The sequence below is a fragment of the Pseudomonas citronellolis genome (assembly GCF_900112375.1).
Classification (GTDB): domain Bacteria; phylum Pseudomonadota; class Gammaproteobacteria; order Pseudomonadales; family Pseudomonadaceae; genus Pseudomonas; species Pseudomonas citronellolis.
Window position 1 is genome coordinate 38,788 of sequence record NZ_FOLS01000017.1, and the last position, 21,070, is coordinate 59,857.

General features: G+C 65.6%; 23 protein-coding genes, 1 other RNA gene and 1 pseudogene. 13 read left to right on the plus strand and 12 right to left on the minus strand.

Annotation, left to right across the window (positions count from 1 at the left end):
- The first annotated feature begins 1 nt into the window (after window position 1).
- From BM060_RS16940 to BM060_RS16970, 7 genes are read left to right on the plus strand one after another with little or no spacing between them, the layout of a single operon-like run.
- A complete protein-coding gene (locus BM060_RS16940) occupies window positions 2-442 on the plus strand; it encodes a YtxH domain-containing protein (protein WP_074981244.1) in 441 nt (146 codons plus the stop codon).
- Window positions 442-2,562: a heavy metal translocating P-type ATPase gene (locus BM060_RS16945; RefSeq protein WP_074981246.1), complete on the plus strand. Its 2,121-nt coding sequence runs from the start codon at window positions 442-444 to the stop codon at window positions 2,560-2,562. The genes BM060_RS16940 and BM060_RS16945 overlap by 1 nt, the downstream gene beginning before the upstream one ends.
- Complete coding sequence (locus tag BM060_RS16950; RefSeq protein WP_074981249.1) at window positions 2,559-2,792, plus strand: FeoA family protein; 234 nt, start codon at window positions 2,559-2,561, stop codon at window positions 2,790-2,792. The genes BM060_RS16945 and BM060_RS16950 overlap by 4 nt, the downstream gene beginning before the upstream one ends.
- A 21-nt stretch (window positions 2,793-2,813) precedes the next feature.
- Complete coding sequence (locus tag BM060_RS16955) at window positions 2,814-3,047, plus strand: FeoA family protein (RefSeq protein ID WP_249918724.1); 234 nt, start codon at window positions 2,814-2,816, stop codon at window positions 3,045-3,047.
- Window positions 3,044-5,371, plus strand: coding sequence for a Fe(2+) transporter permease subunit FeoB (feoB, locus tag BM060_RS16960; RefSeq protein ID WP_074981253.1), 2,328 nt, complete (start codon window positions 3,044-3,046; stop codon window positions 5,369-5,371). Before BM060_RS16955 ends, feoB begins: the two co-directional genes overlap by 4 nt.
- The gene (locus BM060_RS16965) at window positions 5,368-5,613 is read left to right on the plus strand and encodes a FeoC-like transcriptional regulator (protein WP_074981255.1); all 246 of its coding nucleotides are present in this window, start codon (window positions 5,368-5,370) and stop codon (window positions 5,611-5,613) included. The genes feoB and BM060_RS16965 overlap by 4 nt, the downstream gene beginning before the upstream one ends.
- Window positions 5,614-5,632: 19 nt before the next feature.
- A complete protein-coding gene (locus BM060_RS16970) occupies window positions 5,633-6,169 on the plus strand; it encodes a hypothetical protein (RefSeq protein ID WP_074981257.1) in 537 nt (178 codons plus the stop codon).
- Between the two features lie 4 nt (window positions 6,170-6,173).
- On the opposite strand, the gene BM060_RS16975 is transcribed toward BM060_RS16970, so the two are convergent.
- The 3 genes from BM060_RS16975 to BM060_RS16985 form a co-directional block, all read right to left on the minus strand.
- Window positions 6,174-6,605 (minus strand): HMA2 domain-containing protein, encoded by a 432-nt coding sequence (locus BM060_RS16975; RefSeq protein ID WP_074981259.1) that lies wholly within the window; start codon window positions 6,603-6,605, stop codon window positions 6,174-6,176.
- A 154-nt stretch (window positions 6,606-6,759) separates the two neighbouring features.
- Window positions 6,760-10,032, minus strand: coding sequence for a carboxyl transferase domain-containing protein (locus tag BM060_RS16980; protein WP_074981261.1), 3,273 nt, complete (start codon window positions 10,030-10,032; stop codon window positions 6,760-6,762).
- Window positions 10,029-11,720, minus strand: coding sequence for an AMP-binding protein (locus BM060_RS16985; RefSeq protein ID WP_074981264.1), 1,692 nt, complete (start codon window positions 11,718-11,720; stop codon window positions 10,029-10,031). The genes BM060_RS16980 and BM060_RS16985 overlap by 4 nt, the downstream gene beginning before the upstream one ends.
- A gap of 158 nt (window positions 11,721-11,878) precedes the next feature.
- Here BM060_RS16985 and BM060_RS16990 point away from each other — a divergent pair, with 158 nt between their 5' ends.
- On the plus strand, window positions 11,879-12,799 hold the full coding sequence (locus tag BM060_RS16990) for a LysR family transcriptional regulator (RefSeq protein ID WP_074981266.1): 921 nt from the start codon (window positions 11,879-11,881) through the stop codon (window positions 12,797-12,799).
- Window positions 12,800-12,949: 150 nt separating this feature from the next.
- On the opposite strand, the gene BM060_RS16995 is transcribed toward BM060_RS16990, so the two are convergent.
- The 4 genes from BM060_RS16995 to BM060_RS17010 all read right to left on the minus strand — a co-directional run bounded on the left by BM060_RS16995 (window position 12,950) and on the right by BM060_RS17010 (window position 14,806).
- Window positions 12,950-13,210, minus strand: coding sequence for a hypothetical protein (locus BM060_RS16995; RefSeq protein WP_009613102.1), 261 nt, complete (start codon window positions 13,208-13,210; stop codon window positions 12,950-12,952).
- 131 nt (window positions 13,211-13,341) lie between these two features.
- On the minus strand, window positions 13,342-13,815 hold the full coding sequence (locus BM060_RS17000) for a hypothetical protein (protein WP_074981268.1): 474 nt from the start codon (window positions 13,813-13,815) through the stop codon (window positions 13,342-13,344).
- Between the two features lie 178 nt (window positions 13,816-13,993).
- Complete coding sequence (locus BM060_RS17005) at window positions 13,994-14,506, minus strand: hypothetical protein (protein WP_074981271.1); 513 nt, start codon at window positions 14,504-14,506, stop codon at window positions 13,994-13,996.
- Window positions 14,507-14,557: 51 nt separating this feature from the next.
- Window positions 14,558-14,806: a DNA-binding protein gene (locus BM060_RS17010; RefSeq protein ID WP_074981274.1), complete on the minus strand. Its 249-nt coding sequence runs from the start codon at window positions 14,804-14,806 to the stop codon at window positions 14,558-14,560.
- Window positions 14,807-14,967: 161 nt separating this feature from the next.
- On the opposite strand from BM060_RS17010, the gene BM060_RS17015 reads away from it, so the two are divergent.
- Entirely contained in the window at window positions 14,968-15,174 is a 207-nt protein-coding gene (locus BM060_RS17015; RefSeq protein ID WP_074981277.1) for a hypothetical protein, read from the plus strand.
- Window positions 15,175-15,408: 234 nt separating this feature from the next.
- On the opposite strand, the gene BM060_RS17020 is transcribed toward BM060_RS17015, so the two are convergent.
- Together BM060_RS17020 and BM060_RS17025 are read right to left on the minus strand one after the other, a co-directional pair.
- Window positions 15,409-16,650, minus strand: coding sequence for an AAA family ATPase (locus BM060_RS17020; RefSeq protein WP_074981279.1), 1,242 nt, complete (start codon window positions 16,648-16,650; stop codon window positions 15,409-15,411).
- Window positions 16,651-16,825: 175 nt separating this feature from the next.
- The gene (locus BM060_RS17025; protein ID WP_074981281.1) at window positions 16,826-17,080 is read right to left on the minus strand and encodes a hypothetical protein; all 255 of its coding nucleotides are present in this window, start codon (window positions 17,078-17,080) and stop codon (window positions 16,826-16,828) included.
- Window positions 17,081-17,250: 170 nt separating this feature from the next.
- Between BM060_RS17025 and BM060_RS17030 the strand changes: the two genes are divergently transcribed.
- From BM060_RS17030 to BM060_RS17040, 4 genes and pseudogenes are all read left to right on the plus strand, one after another.
- A complete protein-coding gene (locus BM060_RS17030; RefSeq protein WP_074981283.1) occupies window positions 17,251-17,460 on the plus strand; it encodes a hypothetical protein in 210 nt (69 codons plus the stop codon).
- A 51-nt stretch (window positions 17,461-17,511) separates the two neighbouring features.
- On the plus strand, window positions 17,512-17,676 hold the full coding sequence (locus BM060_RS32995; protein WP_159458823.1) for a hypothetical protein: 165 nt from the start codon (window positions 17,512-17,514) through the stop codon (window positions 17,674-17,676).
- Window positions 17,677-17,773: 97 nt separating this feature from the next.
- Window positions 17,774-18,052, plus strand: a pseudogene (locus BM060_RS33355) (tyrosine-type recombinase/integrase); the annotation flags it as partial.
- Window positions 18,053-18,102: 50 nt separating this feature from the next.
- Window positions 18,103-18,723 (plus strand): hypothetical protein, encoded by a 621-nt coding sequence (locus BM060_RS17040; protein ID WP_074981286.1) that lies wholly within the window; start codon window positions 18,103-18,105, stop codon window positions 18,721-18,723.
- Window positions 18,724-18,815: 92 nt separating this feature from the next.
- Here BM060_RS17040 and ssrA read toward each other — a convergent pair.
- From ssrA to BM060_RS17055, 3 genes are all read right to left on the minus strand, one after another.
- Window positions 18,816-19,171, minus strand: a transfer-messenger RNA (tmRNA) gene (gene ssrA, locus BM060_RS17045).
- 74 nt (window positions 19,172-19,245) lie between these two features.
- Window positions 19,246-19,923 carry a type 1 glutamine amidotransferase domain-containing protein gene (locus BM060_RS17050; protein WP_074981289.1) on the minus strand — a complete coding sequence of 226 codons (678 nt, stop codon included), beginning with the start codon at window positions 19,921-19,923 and terminating at the stop codon, window positions 19,246-19,248.
- Between the two features lie 104 nt (window positions 19,924-20,027).
- Window positions 20,028-21,038: a sodium:calcium antiporter gene (locus BM060_RS17055; protein ID WP_074981291.1), complete on the minus strand. Its 1,011-nt coding sequence runs from the start codon at window positions 21,036-21,038 to the stop codon at window positions 20,028-20,030.
- Between the last annotated feature and the right edge of the window lie 32 nt (window positions 21,039-21,070).

Sequence of the window (21,070 nt, forward strand, 5' to 3'; positions counted from 1 at the left end):
CATGGCTAAGAAGGGCAAGCGGCGGCACCACGCCGCCGGATATGGCTACGGGGAAGAGGCTTACGCCGGCAACGCATACGGCGGCTACGGCTATGCGCCGCAGAACCCGCCCGGCTGGCAGATGCCGCCGCCGCAGATGATGGGCGGCGCGCCGGGCATGCAGGAGGCGGCGGGGCTGTTCGGCCTGGCCGGCGGGATGGACGCCGGCATCCTCCAGGGGCTGCCGACCTTCCTGCGTTCGCGGCACACCGAGCAGTTCCTCCTCGGCCTGCTGGTCGGCGGCGCGGCGGCCTGGGTGATGAGCGACGAGGAGCTGCGCGGCAAGCTGATGAAGTCCGTGGTGAAGCTCTACGCCAACCTGGCCGGCGGCCTGGAAGAGTTCAAGGAGCAGATGGCCGACCTCAAGGCCGAGATGGGCGCGCAGCAAAGCGGTGACAAGTAATGCCGGGGCCCTGGTTCGCCAGCCTCGACCTGGTGCACGGCAGCGCCGGGCGGGCGCGTTATCGCTACCGCTGCCAGGCGGGCAGGCGCGGCGAACTGCACCGCATCGAGTGGGCCGTCGAGTCCCTGCGCGGGGTGCGCAAGGTGCGCGTCAACCCGGCGATCCAGGCCCTGGTGGTCGAGTACGAACGCGCGCTGACCGACGCCGAGCGCCTGCGCCAGGACATCCTCGCCCTGGAGTACCCGGACCTGCCGCTGGCCGCGGGGCGCTCCGGCGGCCACGGTGACGAATCGCCGGCCGGGGTGCTGACCACCGGCGCGGCGTTGCTGGCCGACCGCCGTTTGCAACCGGAACTGCAGGGCCCGCTGTCCATGGCGGTGTCGCTGCCGCTGTTCGGCAAGGCCCTGGCGGAGCTGGTGCAGCGGGGCATCACCTCCCACGTGCTGGAGGCGCTGGCGGTGGCCATCTCCATCGGCCGCCAGGACTTCCTCACCGCCAACATCACCACCTTCCTGCTGGCGCTGGGCGACTACCTGGAGCGCTCCATCGAGCGCCATTCGGACAACCTGCTCAAGAGCCTGCTGCGCCCGGCCAGCAATGAAGTCTGGGTGGAGCGTGACGGCGTCGAGCAACTGATCGACGCCCGCGAAGTGGCTTTCGGCGACACGGTGATCGCCGCCACCGGCACGGTGATCCCGGTCGACGGCACGGTGCTGGGCGGCGAGGCGCTGGTCAACCAGGCGACCATGACCGGCGAGAGCGTGCCGGTGGTGCGCCACCGCGGCGACATCGTGCTCTCGGGCACGCTGGTGGAGGAGGGGCGCCTGCGCATCTACGCGGAAAAGGTCGGCCGCCACGCCGCCGCGGCGCGCATTGCCAGCTTCGTCGAGCAATCCCTGGCGGTGAAGAGCGCCACCCAGCTGGAAGCCTCGCGCCTGGCCGACCGCCTGGTGCCCATGGTGCTCGGCCTGGCCGGTGGCACCTGGCTGCTGTCGGGCAGCCTGCAGCGCGCCTCGGCGGTGCTCCAGGCCGACTATTCCTGCGCCCTCAAGCTGGCCACGCCGGTGGCGTTCAAGGCCTCCATGTACCAGGCCGGCCGCCACGGCGTGCTGGTCAAGGGCGCCAATGCCCTGGAGCGCCTGGCCGAGGCGGACACCTTCGTCTTCGACAAGACCGGCACCCTGACCACCGGCGCCCTGCGCGTCACCGACTCGCTGGTGTGCAGCGCCGGCTACAGCGCCGAGGACGTGATCAACATCGCCGCCTCGGTGGAAGAACACTACTACCACCCCATGGCCATGGCGGTGGTCGAGGCGGCCAGCCACCTGCCGCACCGGCAGCACTTCAACCACGGCGAGGTGGAGTTCATCGTCGCCCACGGCGTGGCCAGCGTCATCGACGGCAAGCGCATCGTGGTCGGCTCGCGGCACTTCGTCGAGGAGGACGAGGGCATCTCCACCGCCGCTTACGCGCAGGACATCGAGCGCCTGCGCCGGGCAGGCAAGACGCTGCTGTACATCGGCTACGGCGGCGAGCTGCTCGGCGTGCTGGGCATGCTCGACAGCGTGCACCCGGACAGCGCCGCGACCATCGCCCGCCTGCGCGAGCTGGGCGCCCGGCGCATCGTCATGCTCACCGGCGACCACCCCGAACGCGCCCAGGCGCTGGCCGAGGAACTGGGCCTGGACGGCTTCCGCGCCGGGCTGCTGCCGGACGAGAAGGCCGAGGCGATCAAGGCGCTGGCCGAGGAGGGCGCGCGCATCGCCTTCGTCGGCGACGGCATCAACGACGCGCCGGCGCTCAGCGGCGCCCACGTCGGCATCTCCATGCGCCAGGGCTCGGACATCGCCCGCCTGGCCTCGGACATCGCCCTGCTGGAAGACGGCATCGCCGGGGTGGCCGACGTGCGGGCCATCGCCATGGCCGCGCGCGACCTGATCAACAGCAACTTCAAGCTCATCGCCGGCCTCAACAGCAGCATCCTCGGCGCCGCCGCGCTGGGCCTGCTGAGCCCGGTCTCGGCCTCGATGCTGCACAACGGCTGCACCATCGGCATTCTCCTGCGCGCCCTGGCCGGCGCCGGGCTGCCGCGCCCGCCGCGCCCGCAGGAGGCCCCATGAGCAGCGATGCACTGCCGCTGAGCATGGCCGGGGAGAACGTCAAGGTGCGCATCGTCGCGCTGCTCGGCGGGCCGGGCCTGGCCAGGCGGTTGACCGAGATGGGGCTGAACGTCGGCAGCGAGATCACCGTGCGGCAAAGCCAGGGCGGCGGTCTGGTGGTATCCAGGGGCGAGACGCGTTTCGCCCTGGGTGCCGGAGTGGCTCACAGAATCATGGTGTGCCCCGTCTGACGGCGCACCGGGAGGCAGACCATGGCAATGCTGAAAGAACTGGCGGTGGGTGAGCGGGCCAGGGTGACCGGTTTCAACCAGGGCGGCAGCGCCTACCGGCGCAAGCTGCTGTCCATGGGCCTGACCCCCGGCGCCGAACTCTCGGTGACGCGGGTGGCGCCGATGGGCGACCCGGTGGAGATCCGCGTGCGCGGCTTCTCCCTGTCGCTGCGCAAGGCCGAGGCTGACGCGCTGATGGTGGAGCGGCTGCCATGACAGAGCATCGCGTCGTCGCCCTGGTGGGCAACCCCAATTGCGGCAAGACCACGGCGTTCAACGCCCTCACCGGTTCGCGCCAGCGCGTCGGCAACTGGCCGGGGGTGACGGTGGAACGCAAGGTCGGCGAATACCGCTTCGAAGGCGAGCGCTACGAAGTGGTCGACCTGCCCGGCACCTATTCCCTGGACGTGGTCGACCAGGAAGTCTCGCTGGATGAAAAGATCGCCCGCGACTACGTGCACGCCAACGAGGCGAGCCTGGTGGTCAACATCGTCGATGCCTCCAACCTGGAGCGCAACCTCTATCTGACGCTGCAACTGGCCGAGATGCAGGTGCCGCTGGTGGTGGTGCTGAACATGGTCGACGTGGCCGAGGAAAAGGCCATGCGGGTGGACGCCGGCAAGCTCGCCGAGCGCCTGGGCTGCCCGGTGGTGCCCGTGGTGGCCTCGGAAGGCACCGGCATCGACGAACTCAAGCTGGCGCTGCGCGAAGCCCTGCGCCAGGCCCGCCGGCCGGGCGTGAAGGTGACCTACGACGCCGCCCTGGAACAGGCCATCGGCCAGCTGCTGCCGCAACTGGCCGCGGCGGGCAGCGGCATGGCGCCGCGCTGGCTGGCAGTGCGCCTGCTGGAGGGCGACGACCTGGCCCGCGCCATCGCCGGGCCGCAGGTGACCGAGGCGGCGAACCGGCTGGCCGAGGAACTGGGCGACGACATCGACGTGATGGTGGCGGACGCCCGCTACGGGCTGGCCAACGACATCACCCGCGAGGCCCTGACGCGCCTCGGCCGCACCAGCCGCGACCTGACCGACCGCATCGACCGCGTGGTGCTCAACCGCATGCTGGGCATCCCGATCTTCTTCGCGATGATGTACCTGATGTTCATGTTCACCATCAACATCGGCAGCTCCTTCATCGACCTCTTCGACCAGCTCGGCGCGCTGTTCTTCGTCGACGGCCTGGGCCGCCTGCTCGGCGCGTTCGGCACCCCCGACTGGCTGGTGGCGCTGCTGACCCAGGGCATCGGCGCCGGCGTGCAGACGGTGGCCACCTTCGTCCCGGTGATCGGCTTCCTCTTCCTGTTCCTCTCGGTGCTCGAAGACTCGGGCTACATGGCCCGCGCGGCCTTCGTCATGGACCGCTTCATGCGCTGGGTGGGGCTGCCCGGCAAGTCCTTCGTGCCGATGATCGTCGGCTTCGGCTGCACCGTCCCGGCGGTGATGGCCACGCGCACCCTGGAACACCGCCGCGACCGCCTGCTGACCATCGCCATGGCGCCGTTCATGTCCTGCGGGGCGCGGTTGCCGGTGTACGTGCTGTTCGCCGCGGCGTTCTTCCCCGAGCACGGGCAGAACGTGGTGTTCGGCCTCTACCTGATCGGCATCGGCGCCGCCGTGCTGACCGGCCTGCTGCTCAAGCACAGCCTGCTGGAGGGCGAGGCCACGCCCTTCATCATGGAGCTGCCGCCGTACCACATCCCCACCGTCAAGGGCGTGCTGCTGCACACCTGGGCGCGGCTCAAGGGCTTCGTGATCAAGGCCGGGCGCATCATCGTGCCCACGGTGCTGGTGCTGAACATGCTGAACTCCACCGGCACCGACGGCAGCTTCGCCAGCGTGGCGCCCGACCACTCGGTGCTGGCCGAGGTGGGCCGGGGCATAGCGCCGGCCTTCAGCCCCATGGGCGTGACCGAGGAGAACTGGCCGGCGGCGGTGGGCATCATCACCGGCATCCTGGCCAAGGAGGCGGTGGTCGGTACGCTCAACGCCACTTACGGCGCGCTGGCCGGGCAGGGGGAAGCGGAGGACGACAAGCCCTTCGACCTGGCCGGCGGCATCGTCGACGCCTTCGCCACCGTGCCGGCCAACCTGGCCGAGGCCTTCGGCCGCTGGACCGACCCGCTCGGCCTGGAGGCCGACCTGGGGGACCAGGACGCGGTCGCCGCCGCCAACGAGGTGTCGAGCAGCATCTTCGGCGCCATGGTCACCCGTTTCGTCAGCGCCTCGGCGGCCTTCGCCTACCTGCTGTTCGTGTTGCTCTATTCGCCTTGCACGGCTGCCATGGCCGCCGTGTACCAGGAGGCAGGCACTCGCTGGATGCTCTTCGTGGTGGGCTGGACCACCGGCCTGGCCTACGGCGTGGCGGTGCTGTTCTACCAGTTGGTGAACTGGGCGGAGCACCCGCTGAGTTCGCTGGCCTGGTGCAGCGGTGTGCTGCTCGCCTTCGCCGCCGCCTTCGTTTCCCTGCGCATCGCCGGCCAGCGCGCGCCACGGGCGCCGGTCGGCGTGCCGCTCTCGCCATCCGCAGGAGGCTCGCCATGATCCTGTCGCAACTGAGCGACTACCTGAAGCTGCACGGGCGCGTCAGCCTGCACGACATGCAGCACTACCTGGACACCACGCCCGAGGCCCTGGAAGGCATGCTCGCCGTGCTCGAACGCAAGGGCCGGATACGGCGCCTGCCGAGCGGCACGTCCTGCGGCGGGGGGACCTGCTGCAAGTGCGACCCGGCTAGCATAGTCGTCTACGAATGGGTCGCCGCGGCCTCGCCCGGCAATGGCTAGCGAGGCCGGGCGCGGGGCCATGAGGCGGCCGCCGGCGCTGCTGGTCATCGGCATCCACCGCGAGGAACTGGCCTTCGGCGAACGCGTCGCCGAAGGCGTGGACCCCGCGCGGGCGGATGTGCAGCGCATCCCCGACGGCCTGTCCGGGCGCCACCCGCGGGCGGACCAGCGCTTCCACCACGAACTCCTGCATGCCGCCCTGTACGAGCAGCTGCTGCCGCTGGCGAGCGGCCGCTACCGGGTGCTGATCGACCTGCACAGCGGCCGCGACCGCGACGGCCCGAGCGTGGACCTCTACTGCGGCCACCCGCGCTTCTGCCAGGCGCTGGCGGCAGCCCTGGCCCGGGAAGGCCTGGCCGGCCGCGGCATCGAAGTGGTGCCGCTGGGCGACTCGGTCGCCACGGTGATCCCCCGGCGCATCTGGGACAACCCGCGCTTCCTCTACGTCGGCATGGAGGTCTACCTGCCCGACGGCGAGCAGGGCGAAGCCGTGGAACTGGCCAGGCGGCTGGTGGGCCTGGTCAGCCAGGAGGCGCAGGCGTTCGAGGGCGGCTGAAGGCTTAGCGCAGGATGTGCCGGCGGTGCGTGCTCAGGTGCACCCCGAGGCAGGCGACGAACACCGCGCCGCAGGCCGCATGGCCGCGCTTGGAGCCCATGCCCACCAGGGCCAGCGAACTGCCCAGCCCGGCGATCATCCCCAGCTTGGCGTAGCGGTTGACACGCATCTTCAGCGGGCGCCGGCCGGCGGCCTGCAGCGGGGCGGCCAGTTCGGCGTCGACCAGCGCGTCGATGCGGCCCTCGAAGTCCACAAGGCTGGCCTGCTCCGCAGCGAAATGCACCAGCAGCGAACCCGACTTGGCGTTGGCCTCGCAGGAAAGCACGCCATCCAGGGCGGCCAGCTTGTCGTGCAGCCTGTGCAGGCGTTCGGCATTGCGCAGCCGGGCGTCCCGGACACGGATGCGGCCGGGCAGGGAGGAAACGATGTTGGTCATGGGGGCGGCGAGCGGCTGATAGGAGTCCGCATCATAGCGATTTGTATTCCGCCGCAGAGTTGCCGGCGGTCGGCTCGAAGTGGCAGGCGCGGGGCGGCTTGCATCGCCGGCACGGAAAAGGCACCGGCGGCGTCGCCCGGTGCCTGTGCCGTCGTTACCAGGTATCGATGAACGACCGCCCGCCGGCGTCCGCGGGCGTGGCACCGGAAGCGGCGTTGAGGCCGCGCAGCAGCCAGGCGCGGGTATCCGCCGGGTCGATCACCGCGTCGATCTCCAGGTAGCTCGCCATGTTCAGCGCCTTGCCGCTCTCGTAGGCCTTGGCCACCAGCTTGTCGAACAGTGCCTGGCGCGCGGCTTCGTCCGGCTGCGCGCTTAGCTCCTTGGCGAAGCCCAGCCGCACTGCGCCCTCCAGGCCCATGGCGCCGAACTCGCCACTGGGCCAGGCTGCAGTGAACAGCGGCGCGTGGAAGCTGCCGGCGGCCATCGCCTGGGCGCCCAGGCCGTAGCCCTTGCGCAGCACCACCGTGAAGAAGGGCACGCTGAGGCTGGCGGCGGTGACGAACATGCGCGAGACGTGGCGCACCGTGCCTTGCTTTTCCGCCTCGGGGCCGACCATGAAGCCGGGGGTGTCGCACAGCGAGACGATCGGCAGGCCGCGCGCCTGGCACAGTTGCATGAAGCGCGCGGCCTTGTCGCCGGCCACCGCGTCGATGGCGCCGCCCAGATGCGCGGGGTTGTTGGCGAGCAGGCCGAACGGCTTGCCCTCGATGCGCACCAGCGCGGTGACCAGCCCGAGGGCGAACTGGCGGCGCAGCTCCAGCACGCTGCCCTGGTCGGCGAGCAGCTCGATCACCCGGCGGATGTCGTAGACGCGCAGGCGGTTTTCCGGGATCACGTGGCGCAGCTCGCGCGGGTCGGCGCATTGCCAGTCGCCCGTCTCGCCCTGGAAGTACGCCAGGTACTGCTTGGCCACCCGCACCGCCTCGGCTTCGTCCTCCACCAGCACGTCGATCACCCCGTTGGGGCCCTGCACGCTGGTCGGGCCAACCTCCTCCGGCGTGTAGCTGCCCAGGCCGCCGCCCTCGATCATCGCCGGGCCGGCCATGCCGATGCTGGCGTTGCGGGTGGCGATGATCACCTCGCAGCAGCCGAGCAGGGCGGCGTTGCCGGCGAAGCAGCGGCCGGACACGACGCCGACGGTCGGCACCCGCCCCGAGAGCTTCGCGAAGCTGACGAAGGTGTGGCAGTCCAGCCCGGCCACGCCGACGAAGTCGGTATCCCCCGGACGGCCGCCGCCGCCCTCGGCGAACAGCACCACCGGCAGGCGCCACTGCGCCGCCAACGCGAGCAGGCGGTCGGTCTTCTTGTGGTTCATCACCCCCTGGGTGCCGGCGAACACCGTGTAGTCGTAGGCGATGGCCATGCAGCGCGCCGCCTGCTCGCCGAACCGCGCGGCGCCCACGGTGCCGATGCCGGCCACCAGGCCGTCGGCCGGGCTCAGCTCCAGCAACTCCTCGGTGGAGCGGCGCCGGCGCTGCGCGGCCAGGGCCATGGCGCCGTATTCGCTGAAGCTGCCTTCGTCCAGCAGGTCCGCGAGGTTCTCCCGGGCGGTGCGCTGGCCGGTCCTGCGCCGCTTGGCCACCGCCGCGGGGCGGCGCGCGTCGGTCAGGCGCTCATGGCGTTCCCTGACCTCGGCCAGGTCGGCGCGGATGTGGGCGAGGTCGACGGCCTGCTCGCTCAACGCCGCGCCGCCCTCGACCTCGGCCGGTTCGAGGAACAGCAGCGGCTGGTCCTCGGCCAGCGCGTCGCCCGGGGCCGCCGCCAGCAGGCGGACGATGCCGCCGCTTGTGGCCTTGACCTCGAACTCCATCTTCATCGCCTCCAGCACGGCGACGGGCTGGCTGGCGGCCACGCTGTCGCCCTCCGCGACCGCCAGGGCCACCACCACCCCGGTGCTCGGCGCGTTCAGGGCGATGGTGCCGGGTGGCGCATCGACGCTCTGGCGCCGGGTTTCGGCCACGCTGCCGGCGCCGCTGAAATAGCGGTGCGGGTGGCTCTCGCCGCGTGCGCTGAGCAGTTCGCCCAGGTGGCGCTCGACGAAGCGGGTGTCGACCTGGTTGGCGGCGACCTCCTCGCGTTGCAGCAGGTTTTGCAGCAGGTGCAGGTTGCTCGCCACGCCTTCCAGGCGGAACTCGCAGAGCGCGCGGTAGGCGCGGCGCAGGGCACCGGGATAGTCGCCGGCGCTGGCGATCAGCTTGGCCAGCAGCGAGTCGTAGGCCGGGCTGACCGCATAGCCGGCGTAACCGTAGCCGTCCACCCGCAGGCCGGGGCCGGACGGCGGCTGGTAGGCGCTCAGCACGCCGGCGGCCGGCCGCGCGCTGCCGTCGGCCTGGAGCGTTTCCAGGTTCAGCCGCAGCTGTATGGCGCAACCCTGCACGGCGGGCGGTTGGTCCAGCTGAAGTTCGCCGAGCGTGGCGCCAGCGGCCAGGCGCAGTTGGGCATGCAACAGGTCGACGCCGGTGACCTGCTCGGTGACCGTGTGCTCCACCTGGATCCGCGGGTTGGCCTCCATGAAGTAGAAGCGCCCGTCGGCCACCAGGAATTCGAAGGTGCCCAGGCCGCGGTAGTTCACCGCGCCGGCCAGGCGCAGGGCGCAGGCGATGATGGCCTCGCGCAGGCCCGCGTCCAGGCCGGGGCTGGGGGCGATTTCCACCAGCTTCTGGTGGCGGCGCTGCAGGCTGCAGTCGCGTTCCCACAGGTGGCTGACGGCGCCGCTGCCGTCGCCGAGCACCTGAATCTCGATGTGCCGGGCCTGCTCCAGCAACTGCTCCACATACAATGCGCCATTGCCGAAGGCGGCCTGCGCCTCGGACTGGCAGCGGGCGTAGGCCTCGGCCAATTCCGCCGGATCGCGCACGGCGCGCATCCCCCGGCCGCCACCGCCGGCCAGGGCCTTGAGCATCACCGCGCCGTGCTGCGCGGCGAACGCCTGCGCCTCGGCCAGCTCGATGGCGTGGTTCAGGCCGGCCACCAGCGGGGCGCCGCAGCGCTCGGCCAGGGCGCGGGCGGCGGCCTTGTCGCCGAACAGCTCCAGCACCTCGGCCGCCGGCCCGACGAAGGTCAGCCCGGCGGCCTGGCAGCGGCGGGCGAACCCGGGGTTCTCGGCGAGGAAGCCGTAGCCCGGGTGCACCGCGTCGCAGCCCTGCTCGCGGGCGATGGCGATCAACTGGTCCATGTCCAGGTAGGCGGGCACGCCGCGCCCCTTGAGCGGCACGGCCAGGTCGGCCTTGCGCGTGTGCAGGCTGGCGGCGTCGTCCTCGGCGAACACCGCGACGCTGCGGATGCCCAGGTCGGCGCAGGCCTGGGCGATGCGGATGGCGATTTCGCCGCGGTTGGCGATCAGCAGCTTGGCGAAGGGCGGGGTCACAGCAGAGGCTCCAGTTCGTTCTTCTTGATCTTGCCGGTGGCGGTCATCGGCAGGCTTGCGACCACGCGGACCTCCGGCACCTTGTAGACGGCCATGGCCTCGCGGCACCAGGCGAGCAGGCTCTCTGCGCTTTCGCCGGCGCCCGGCTTGAGCACCACGAAGGCCACCGGCTGCTGGCCGCGGCGCTCGTCGGGGCGGGCGAGCACCGCGCTGGCGAGGACCGCCGGGTGCTGGCCGAGCAGCGCCTCCAGCTCGCTGGGGAACACGCTCATGCCGTTCACCTTGATCATCTCCTTGCGCCGGCCCAGGTAGCGAATGAAGCCCAGCTCGGTGATCTGGCCGAGGTCGCCGGTGTGCAGCCAGCCGTCGCGCAGTACCTCGGCGCTGGCCTCGGGGCGGTTCCAGTAGCCCTTGAGCAGCGACGGGCTGCGAATGCACAACTCGCCTTCCGCGCCCAGGGGCAGCAGCTCCCCGGTTTCGAAATCGCAGACCTTGAAGTCGGTGCCCGGCACCGGCAGGCCAACGAAGGTCGGCGCGCTGTTGAGGTCGAAATCGTCCTGCTGGAAGCCGACGATGAAGGTGTCGCAGGTGTGGGTCTCGGTCATGCCGAAGCTGGTCTCCACCAGCGTGGTGCCGGTCAGCTCGCGCCAGCGCCGGCGGTAGCTGGGCGTCAGCTTCTTGATGAAGGAAATGGCGCCCGACACCCGCAGCGAGGAGAAGTCGAATTCGCCGACCCGCGGGTGCTCCAGCACCTCGGCGGCGCTGTCGACCAGCAGGGTGCAGTGGCTGACGCGGTAGCGTTGCACGGCGGCCATGAAGGCCTCGGCGTCCCAGCGCGCCAGCAGCACCAGGCGGCAGCCGGCGAACACCGGGAACAGCAGGCCGCCATTCTCCCCGGCGATCCAGAATTCCGGCAGGAAGTTCAGCAATACGCTGTCCTGCTCCAGCCGGTTCGCCACCGACAGGTAGCTGGCGCAGGTGTAGAGCATGTCGCCGTGGGTATGCACGCAGCCCTTGGGCAGGCCGGTGGTGCCGCCGGTGTAGTTGAGCGCCGCCACGTCGTCGAGCCGCGCCTGGTGCTGCGGCACCGGTCCCCGGCAAGCCTCGAGGGCCGGGAGGAAGTCGATGAAGTCGTCCCCGGCCAGTTTCGGCGCCAGCAGCATGTCGGGCGGCGGCAGGCTCGGCGTGGCCGGGCACAGCTCGCTGAGGCTGGTGGCCAGCAGCCGGCGCAACGGCGTTTCACCGCGCACCTGGCGCACGATCGGCAGCAACTGGTCGAAGCACAGCAGGGTTTCGGCGCCGCTGTCGTTGAGCTGGTAGCCCAGCTCCAGCGCCTTCGACAAGGGGCTGACCGGCACATACACCGCCCCCGCGCGCAGGATGCCGTAGAAGGCGACGTGCAGCTGCGGACAGTTGGGCAGGAACACGGCGACGCGCTCGCCGGGGCGCACGCCCAGCTCGGCCAGCAACGCGGCGCAGCGGTCGGCCAGGCGGTCCAGCTCGGCCCAGGCCAGGCTGTGGCCGTAGAAGTCCAGCGCGGGCGCCTCCGGCTTCAGGCGCGCCCAGGTGCGCAGGTATTCGCCAAGCGGCTGCTGCCCATGCGGGTAGTGCGGCTCGCGCGGCGTGCCGGCTGGCCAGGCGGCGGCCTGGAGGCGATGCAGCGCCTGGAGGTAACGGGCTTCGTTCATGGCGGGCACTCTTGTCGTTCTTGTTGCGCTGCATCTTAAAAAGCCGGGGAGAGCGAAAGAACTGACGCCTATTCATCGATATCCATGAACGCTATGCATGGTTGTTCCAGTGGGGATCGCTGCTAGGCTGGAGCGGCTGGGGATAGAGGGTGATCGGCATGAATCAAGCACATGAATGGTCGACGCTCGGTCGTCTGGACCTGAACCTGTTCCGCGTCTTCGAGGTGGTCTACCGCGAGCGCAACCTGACCCGCGCGGCGGACGTCCTGCACCTGAGCCAGTCGGCGGTCAGCCACGCCCTGGCGCGCCTGCGCGAGCAGATCGGCGACCCGCTGTTCGTCCGCCACGGCCGCGGCGTGGCGCCGACGCCGCTGGCCGAACAGCTGGCGCCGGACATCCAGCACGCCTTGAACGGCCTGCGCCGCAGCGTGATCCGCCGCCAGGACTTCGACCCGCAGCGCGACCAACGCACCTTCCACCTGAACATGCCCGAACAGCTGGAGCCGGTGGTGCTGCCGGGCATCCTCGACCACCTGCAGCGCACCGCCCCGCAGATCGGCGTGCGCAGCAGCAGCGTGCACTGGGCGGAACTGAAACAGGAACTGGCCGCCGGCCGCATCGACTTCGCCATCGAGATCGCCCGCCCCACCGATGCCACGCTGCGCCACCGGCAACTCTGGCGCGACGACCTGTGCGTGATGGCTGGCCCGGCCTTCGCCGGCGAACTGACGGCAGAACGCTACCTGGCCGCCGAACACGTCGCCGTCACCTCGCGACGCCGCGGCATCTGCATAGAAGACCTGGCGCTCGGCCAACTCGGCCTGACCCGCCAGGTGCGCCAGCATTGCCAACACTACCTGTCGGCCGCGCTGCTGGTGTCACAAAGCGATTGCCTGCTGACCATGGCCAGGCACTACGCCGAACTGCTCAACCGCGGCCTGGGCAACCGCCTGCTGCCAATGCCCCTGGAACTGCCGCCGGTGACGCTGAACCTCTACTGGTCACGCCACGCCGATGGCGAGGCCGGGAACCAGTGGCTGCGCGGGCAGTTGATGGAGGTGGTGAAGCGGATGCGTTGAGGCCAGTGGCGACGCCTAAAGCCATTTCCCGCTGAACAGCATGCTGCCGATCAGCGCCAGCCACAGCGTGGCCGGGACATTGAGCAACTGCAGCCACATACCAACAAAAAGCCCTCGACGAGGCGAGGGCTTCCGGAAGCGGCGCAGCGCTTACTGCAGCAGCACCAGGTCGATGCCTTCGGGCTTCAGCTTGAGCAGCAGCACGTCGTAGTAGAACGCCAGCGCACCGAAGCCGACGCAGAACACCAACATGCTCAAGGTACCGCCAACCATGCCGTCGCGGTCGGCGATAGCGAACAGGCCGAAGATGAAACCGAACAGGAACAGCCCGGAAAGGAGCTTGCAGACCAGCCGTACCAGGCCGCGGAAGGTGTAGAGCAGATGGAACAGAACGGTCTTGATGGCGCGCATGGCGACCTCCGTGTCGTTGATGAAAGCGAGAGCCGAGTCCATCGGCTGAATGGGAGGGATTATGCCAGAGCTGGCGGCGGTGTCGCTGCTCCAGGCTGTGCCAGAAGGGAATACTCCCTCCTTTTTCGTTTTCAAGCCGTGGTATTCACCCCGGTTCCGCTGGTGCTGCTGCCGGAGTCCGTCAGCGCCTCGGAGTACGCCGCATAGGCGGTCGCCACCGCGGCACTGGCGGTCGCGACACGTGCCCGGGCAGCTTGCTCCTGGACCTGGCGGGCTTGCTTCTCCTCCTCGGTCTGGTTACCGCCGCTCTGGCTGACCTTGGCAAGTTCCTGTTCGGCTTCCTGCAGCTCCTTTTGCGCCTGTTCCACGGCTTCCTTGAGCTTCTCCAGTGTGCTGTCCGAGGTGCTGCTGGAACTGCTGCCACTTCCCCCGGCGCCACCGGCTCCGCCAGCACCCTGCGCCGAACTGTTTGCATTGGTTTGGGAGGTACTCGTTGCGCTAGAGGTGGTGTTGCCGTCGTCGCTTGTCGACGAGGTAGCGGTGGATGAACTTGAGGATGTGGTGAAGCGGAGATTCATGTTGCTGACGGACGAGATGCTGGACATCGGAAGGCTCCGGATCGTGATGGATACCCGGCATGGCGGCCTTCGCGGGGAAACCTTTAGTGGGGTTTGTTAGCGGCTTAGTATCGATCTGGATACTTCGTTCGAGAAGGGCGAGAAAGCGGAAGAGGAGGGCGGCTGATTCATGTGGATCGAACTCGATGCCGGAGTACGCCCGCTTTCAATTACCGCCTGCGCACGCCTCAGCTTTTTTCTGCGCAGTTCTCTCGGTTGGATGCTGCTCATGCTGCTGCCACCAGAATTGACACTGCGCTGACGCGAAGCGTTTCTCCTGCGCCACCCTGGCCTGTTCCGCCTGAGCTTGTGCGAGTTGCTCGGCTTTCTGCTGTCGCAAAGCTTCTTCTTCCTGCGCTACTCGTCGGCGCAACTCGGCCTGGGCTTTTTGCGAGTCCCGTTCGGCCTGGCGCATGGCTTGCTGCAGGTAGAGGCCGGCGTCATTGAGCGCGGCCTTGATGCGCTGCTCCTGGATGTAGTCGTAAAGCAGCTTTCCGCCCCAGATACCGCCCACGACAATGAAGGCGGCCAGGATGATGGCGTGGCTGGGGTCCATCGGCTGATGGGCGCGGCGGGCAGGGGCCAGCCTGCGGCCAAGACGTTCGTTGCGATCGTCTATTTCCTCATCCATGTCGAGGCTGAGGCTTTTCAGTTGCTCGTTGATTTCGCGCTTTGCCATGCCTGCCGCGTTCCTTGCCGCACTTCCTGTGATCGAACCTTGTGGATATCCCTAGCCCGCAGGGTTGGCCTGGTCGTGATCAGGGCTTGTCTGCCCGACCTCCGGCAGCACCTCGCCGGTGCTCAGCCACCAGCGGTAGTGCGGGTAGACCTTGCCGAGGATTTCCACCTCATCGGCGCCAACCCGCGCCCTCCCGCGTTTGATGCTGACCCAGCGGTTGTAGTCCGTGTCGCCTGCGCGCGTCAGTTCGCTCAGGTTGCTCTGGCTTATCAGTCGAAGTGCTCTCTCGGTGATGCTCATTCAAATGGTAACTGATTGTTTTGGACTATGTACAAAGCATAGGTCTGGAAGGTATTTTGACTATGTGCATGAACATAGTTCATGCAAGTAAGTCGTCCATAAGCCGCCATAGTGCAGCAAAGGCTATGGGTGTGGAAGAGAGCCATTAAGGAGTGGGTGTTATGAACCAACCAGACCTGAATCTCGACCTGTGCACCATCGAAGCTTTTGGTCGGATGTGTGTTTTGCCTGACGCGGTGGTAGCTGAGTGGATCGAGGCTGGCGTGTTGCCGAACCGGAGCATTGCCGGTATCTGCTTGGTCGATCTGCGGAAGCTTTTTGCTGCGCAGTTTCACGGCAAGGAGTGCGTTTCGGCGGGTGGAAAATAGGCGTTGGGCGAAGGAGAGGGAGGCTGCCAGCGATCGAGCGGGAATAAATAAGGCATGCATGAGTCGCCACGTGGCCGATCTGTCTGTTTGGTGGAGCCGGGGAATATGTACTCTTCATTGGGACGTTTCAGAGCGGCCCAATCTGCGCCATTTCCATACAAGGCGTGGATCAGACCGCTCGGCTTTTATCTTATCGTTCCAAAGCTTTCGACATTTTTCGAAAGAGAGCCATCCTTAGCTCTCTTGTTCGCGCAGTACTTGAAGACGGATAAACGCTTTCAATGCTGGATCCTTGAAGGTCGTGTAGTTGTTAAGTCGCTCGCTCCCATCCGGTCTTTCGACATCGGTTAGTACCATGCCGAAGCGCTCTGTTTTTAGATCTCTGAGGGGGCCTGAGAGTGCAGTGCTTGGAATGTCTTTGTTTAAGTATTCACTGACCTTGGTGCGAATCGTCTCCATTGTTACATACTCGTCTTCGCATTCGGCAATTGCGCGTAGGATTTGCTTTCTGTAACGCATGTCTCCAGTGGTTTCTACCGCAGCCACGTATGACTTATTAAGGCGAGCTTCTTTCGTTTCCACGAAGCTTTGAATTGCATATTCAATATCACTTGGAACTACAACTCTTGGCTGTCTTTCGAAAGCCAATTCTGCTGCTTCAAGAGACAAGTATTGCAAAATACTTGGAGATCCAACGCAGGACTTTACAAGTCTTGCGGTTATCTCTTCCGGGCAATTGATATGGAGGTCGCTCATGCCTTTAGTCACAACATAAGCGCATTCATCCTCCATCATTGCTTTGAGGTGGACCTCCTGAATCAGTCTATCGATACCAGGATCGGAAGAAACCAATTTGCTAGCATCCGAGGACGTCCCTAGCAATACAATCTTAAAATTTTTGCAATTAGAGTTTCCGAAACTCTTTATGAACTTGGAGAGATCGCTAGCAAAACTGTCTGAGGCTCGATGCAACTCGTCAATTAACAGAGCGGCACCAACCTCTTCACAAATTTCGATGAGCTTAGAGTCTGTCGGAGAAGTGACTATAAACTGATGTTCGGACTGAGTGGAGTCTGTAGTACTTTGAGTCTTCTTAGTGGCGATTAGTGCATTGAACTTCCCTGCGGCAGCACCGGCCTGCATGCTGCGTTCGGAAGAGCTTGTCTCCGAATTCGTTGTGGAGAACTTTGTTTGAACAGAGTATCCAAGCCTCTCTAAGCACCTGGTGAATACATCTTCTATGCTTTTATCTGCCACACTCTCAATGTTTATCAGCAGTCCTTGCTCATCTTTTTCCCGCAGAACATGGCGAGCCATTGATGTTTTTCCTACACCGTACTCGCCGAAGACAACGGGAATAAGATTTCTCCTCAGTGCCTTACGAAATATCTCCTCTGACTCGCCTCGAGCCGCGTAAATGTTCGTAGGTCGGATTGGAAGAGAGCCTGGTGTGAATACATCGTTTGGCGTGAGCATACTAGATCCTTTAAATTCTTTGTCAGTCTTTCAAGGTTCAATCTTGGAATCAGTCTCACAATATGGCGATTCCTTAAGCGTTTTACACCTGTAGCCAAATATCGATTTTTCGAGAAATGGGAATAGATTTATTTACTCTACTCTAATCCCTGCATTCCCCACCCATCCCCATACCTTAAGCATCTCGCCCAAACTCCTCGCCCCCCGGCCTCGTCTGCCCAACCTCAGGCGCCACCTGTCCACTCGCCAGCCAAAGCGCGTACTGCGGATACAAACGCACCAGCGCTTCCACTTCCTGGGTGCTGATCCGGGTTCGCTTGTCGTAGCGGACCGTGCGCCAGCGGGTGCCGCTGATCTCGGTGCGCTTCACCAGTTCGTCCAGGCCTGTCCTGTCGACAAGCGCTCTCACTCGGTCGTCTATCGAATCCATGTGAAATGGTATTTTACATTTGTAATATACAAATACCTCTATGCTTTTCGTATATTACAAAACGGGTGAGGTAAGCCTTCTGGGTTGAGGGGCCCGGCGCCGCTGAATCACGCCCGAATAGTGCAGCAAAAAGCCATGGAGATGGAAGAACGCCCACAAGGGGGAGTGCTATGAGCCAACCAGACCTGAATCTCGACCTGTGCACCATCGAAGCCTTTGGCGGGATGTGTGTTTTGCCTGATGAGGTGGTAGCCGAGTGGATCGAGGCTGGCGTGTTGCCAAGCCGCACTATCGCTGGCATTCGCTTGGTCGATTTGGGACGGCTGAACGCCGAATGCTTCAACGACAAGGTTTGCCGGCCAAGTGAAAGTGTTGATTAGCAAGCAGCGCTAATTGGCGTCTGTCAGGAAGTGGTGTGGAAGGAGGTTCTGATGGCCAGAAAGTTTTCTGAGCTCAAGGCTAAGATGTCGCAGCAAGCTCAGGCCCGCCTTGAGGCCAAAGCCAAGGCCTTGTTGGACGAAATGTCGTCGACGGACCAGCCAGAGCAAGAATCGCAGGCACAAAAAAGGCACTTGCGTGAGTCGCCAAGTGCCTGATCTGTCTGTTTGGTGGGGCTATAAAAAAATCTGTCCCCTTTTCGGAGCTAGCCGATAGGCTCCGAGATCACTGGAAAGCCAACGGGCCCTTAGTCCGTGCATCACGTCTTTCTGCCGTACCTTAGAGCGCACCACGATTCAGCTACCGGACGGGCAGGCAAGTCATGCGTTGCGCCACACCTTCGCCAGCCATTTCATGAGGAACGGGGGCAACATCCCCGCACTCCAGAAGATCCTGGGACATTCGACGCTGACCATACGCTACGCGCACCTCTCGCTAGATCACCGCTATGCGCCTTGGGTCAATGGCTGCGGTAGCGGGCCAAGCATCTACTACCTTTCGTTTGACGCAGCAAAGAAACGTGATAGATTCTAATAGGAATCTGAATAGATTCTAATTTGAGTCGAGGGCTCGGGAGGTAAGGTATGAGTGACTTTCTCAGTAGGCTGGAAGCGAAACGCAAAAAGAATTCGACAACTGAGTCGATGACCATTCGCGTAAGTGCGGAAGAAGATGCCGCGATCAAGGAGCTGGCCAATTACTACGAGTGCACGAGGCAGGACCTCATACATGAGCTAATAACCGAGTATCTGATGCCCGCATGGCAGGCGCTGCAAAGAGATCCTGTATCGGTAGCGGACTATTCAATCCAGGAGGGTAAGAGGGCTTTCTACGTTTTGAATACCAATAAGGCGAACGTGGCAGCAGATCACGACTTCATGCTGGCGGAGGGCGTAGCTGCAGCCTTTGAGGACGGTTACAAAGAGAAAATCGAGCGCTTCAAGAAGGGCGACGTAATTTTCTTGTATGAGTCTGGTGTAGGTATCGTTGCCTTCGGGGAGGCGTCCGGTGAAACGCTGAAGAAGGAACACCTGGGGCGTCCTGACAAGACTTATTATCAGAAGCTTGATCGGTTTGAGCGGCTTGATGAGCCTCTTGCTCCAAAAGGTATTAATCGCGTGCTTTCTAGAAGCATCAAGTTCGTTCAAACCCTGACGGGCCTGCCGGATGGTGATGTGCTGCTAAAAGCGGTGAAGAAAGCGTAGCCCTGCTGATTAGCGGAAGGGTTGGCACTCGACATTTTTTCGATGCCCAAAGAAAAACCCCTGAAAAACTCTAAGCTTTTCAGGGGTTTGTTTGGTGGAGCCGGGGGGATTTGAACCCCCGTCCGCCAGCTCTCCGCTATCGGTTCTACATGCTTAGCCATCTCTACTGAGTTAACTCCGCGCGGCCCGAGTGGCAGGGCGCTTGGAGCGAGCTGTATGAGTTTTAGCCGTTACGTCTACAGCGAACTTGGCGGCGATCCTGTTCTATCTGACAGACCTAATCTTCGGGTTTACAGGCATCCCCTAGGGTCTGCTGGCGCCCTTAGGCGGCCAGAGCGTAGTTGTCGTCGTTGGCAACTATGAATTGTGGCAGCGGATTTACGAGAACTGTCACCTACTCGGCATGCCCCTCAAGTTTTGTTACCGGCGTCGAATCCTAATCGGCCCCAGAACCTTTGAAGGTCCCGGCCAGTGTACGGTAAAGCCCCCGGCGAGTCCACCAGGGGGCTCTGCAAGCTCCTGTCAGCCCAGGAGTTTCAGCACGGCGGCGGCCACCGCTTCGCTCGAGGCGGGGTTCTGCCCGGTGATCAGCAGTCGGTCCACTTCCACGTGGCTCTGCCAGTCGTCGGCCTTGGCGTAGCGGCCGCCCTTGGCCTTGAGTTCGCTCTGCACCAGGAAGGGCACCACGTTGGTCAGGCCCACGGCTTCTTCCTCGCTGTTGGAGAAGCCGGTGACGTGGCGGCCCTCGACCAGCGGCTTGCCGTCGCCGTTCTTCACGTGGCGCAGCACGCCGGGGGCGTGGCAGACGGCGGCGACCGGCTTGCCGGCGCTGGCGAAGGATTCGATCAGGGCGATGGAGTACTGGTCCTCGGCCAGGTCCCACAGGGGGCCGTGGCCGCCGGGGTAGAAGACGGCGTCGTAGTCGGCCTCGTTCACCTCGGCCAGCTTGCGCGTGTTGGCCAGGGCGGCCTGGGCTTCGGGGTCCTTGCGGAAGCGCTCGGTGGCCGGCGTCTGGGCGTCGGGCTCGTCGCTTTTCGGGTCCAGCGGCGGCTGGCCGCCCTTGGGCGAGGCGAGCGTCAGCTCGGCGCCGGCGTCCTTGAACACGTAGTAGGGCGCGGCGAATTCCTCCAGCCAGAAGCCGGTTTTCTTGCCGGTGTCGCCCAGTTGGTCGTGGGATGTGAGCACTACCAGGATCTTCATGGCCTCTCCTTGCATGCAGCGGTGTGACGGCAGGCGCCGGCCGGGCGCCTGGCGGAACCGTCAGTTTAGGCGCTGCGCCGCGGCTTGCACGGCGGCGCCGGCGTTCAGCGGCCGAGGGTGATGGCCAGGTAGGCGACGTAGAGCGCGCCGTTGCCCAGCAGCACCCAGGCGGCGATGCCGTTGTGGCGGGCGTTGAGGCGCAGCCAGAGCGCCGCGCCGAGGGTCACCAGCACCCCGGTGAGCACTTCGATGCGTGGCTGCCAGGGCGTCAGCAGGATGCCGATGGCCGGCAGCAGGGTGCCCTGGAAGACCATGGCGCCGGTGATGTTGCCGAAGGCCAGGGTGTCCTTGCCGCGGCGCACCCAGAGGATGCTGTTGACCTTCTCCGGCAGCTCGGTGGCGATGGGGATGATCAGCAGCGAGAGCAGCAGGGCGGAGATGCCGAGCAGGTCGGACAGGCCCTCCACGCCGTGGATGAAGCCCTTGGCGCCGAGCACCAGCAGGGCCAGGCCCAGCATCAGTTGCACGAGGACGGTGAAGGCGTTGGTCGGCAGGCCCAGGCGCGACAGCCACATGGGGTTTTCCGCCGCGGTGCCGTGGCCGTCTTCCACCAGGTCGCGGGATGCGCGCAGGGTGAGGCTGATGTAGCCGACGTAGGTGAGCACCAGCAGCACGCTCAGGCCGATGCGGTAGCTGTGCAGTTGCGAGGGCACGAACATCGCCACCGTGGCCAGGCAGAAGGCCAGGAGGAAGAAGTTGAGGTCGCGCAGCAGGCCGCTGCGCTCGGGCACCAGGCGCCCGCGCAGGCCGCGGCCGCGGAGGACGAAGCAGGCCATCAGGCAGGTGGACAGGGTGGAGAGCATCAGCGGCGCGCCGAGGATGGCGCCCACGCCCACTTCTTCGTTGAGCGAGACGTTGCTGGTGCCGGCCAGCAGCGCCAGCAACGGCACCAGGGTTTCCGGCAGGGCGGTGCCGATGGCGGCGAACAGCGAGCCGGTGACGCCTTCGGAGATGCCCAGGCGCTCGCCCAGGTGTTCCAGGGCGTTGGTGAAGAGTTCGGCGGCGATCAGGATCAGCAGCAGCATGCCGAGCAGTTCGAGGACGAACGTCAGCATGGCGTGCGCTCCCCACGGGTGGAGGGCGATTC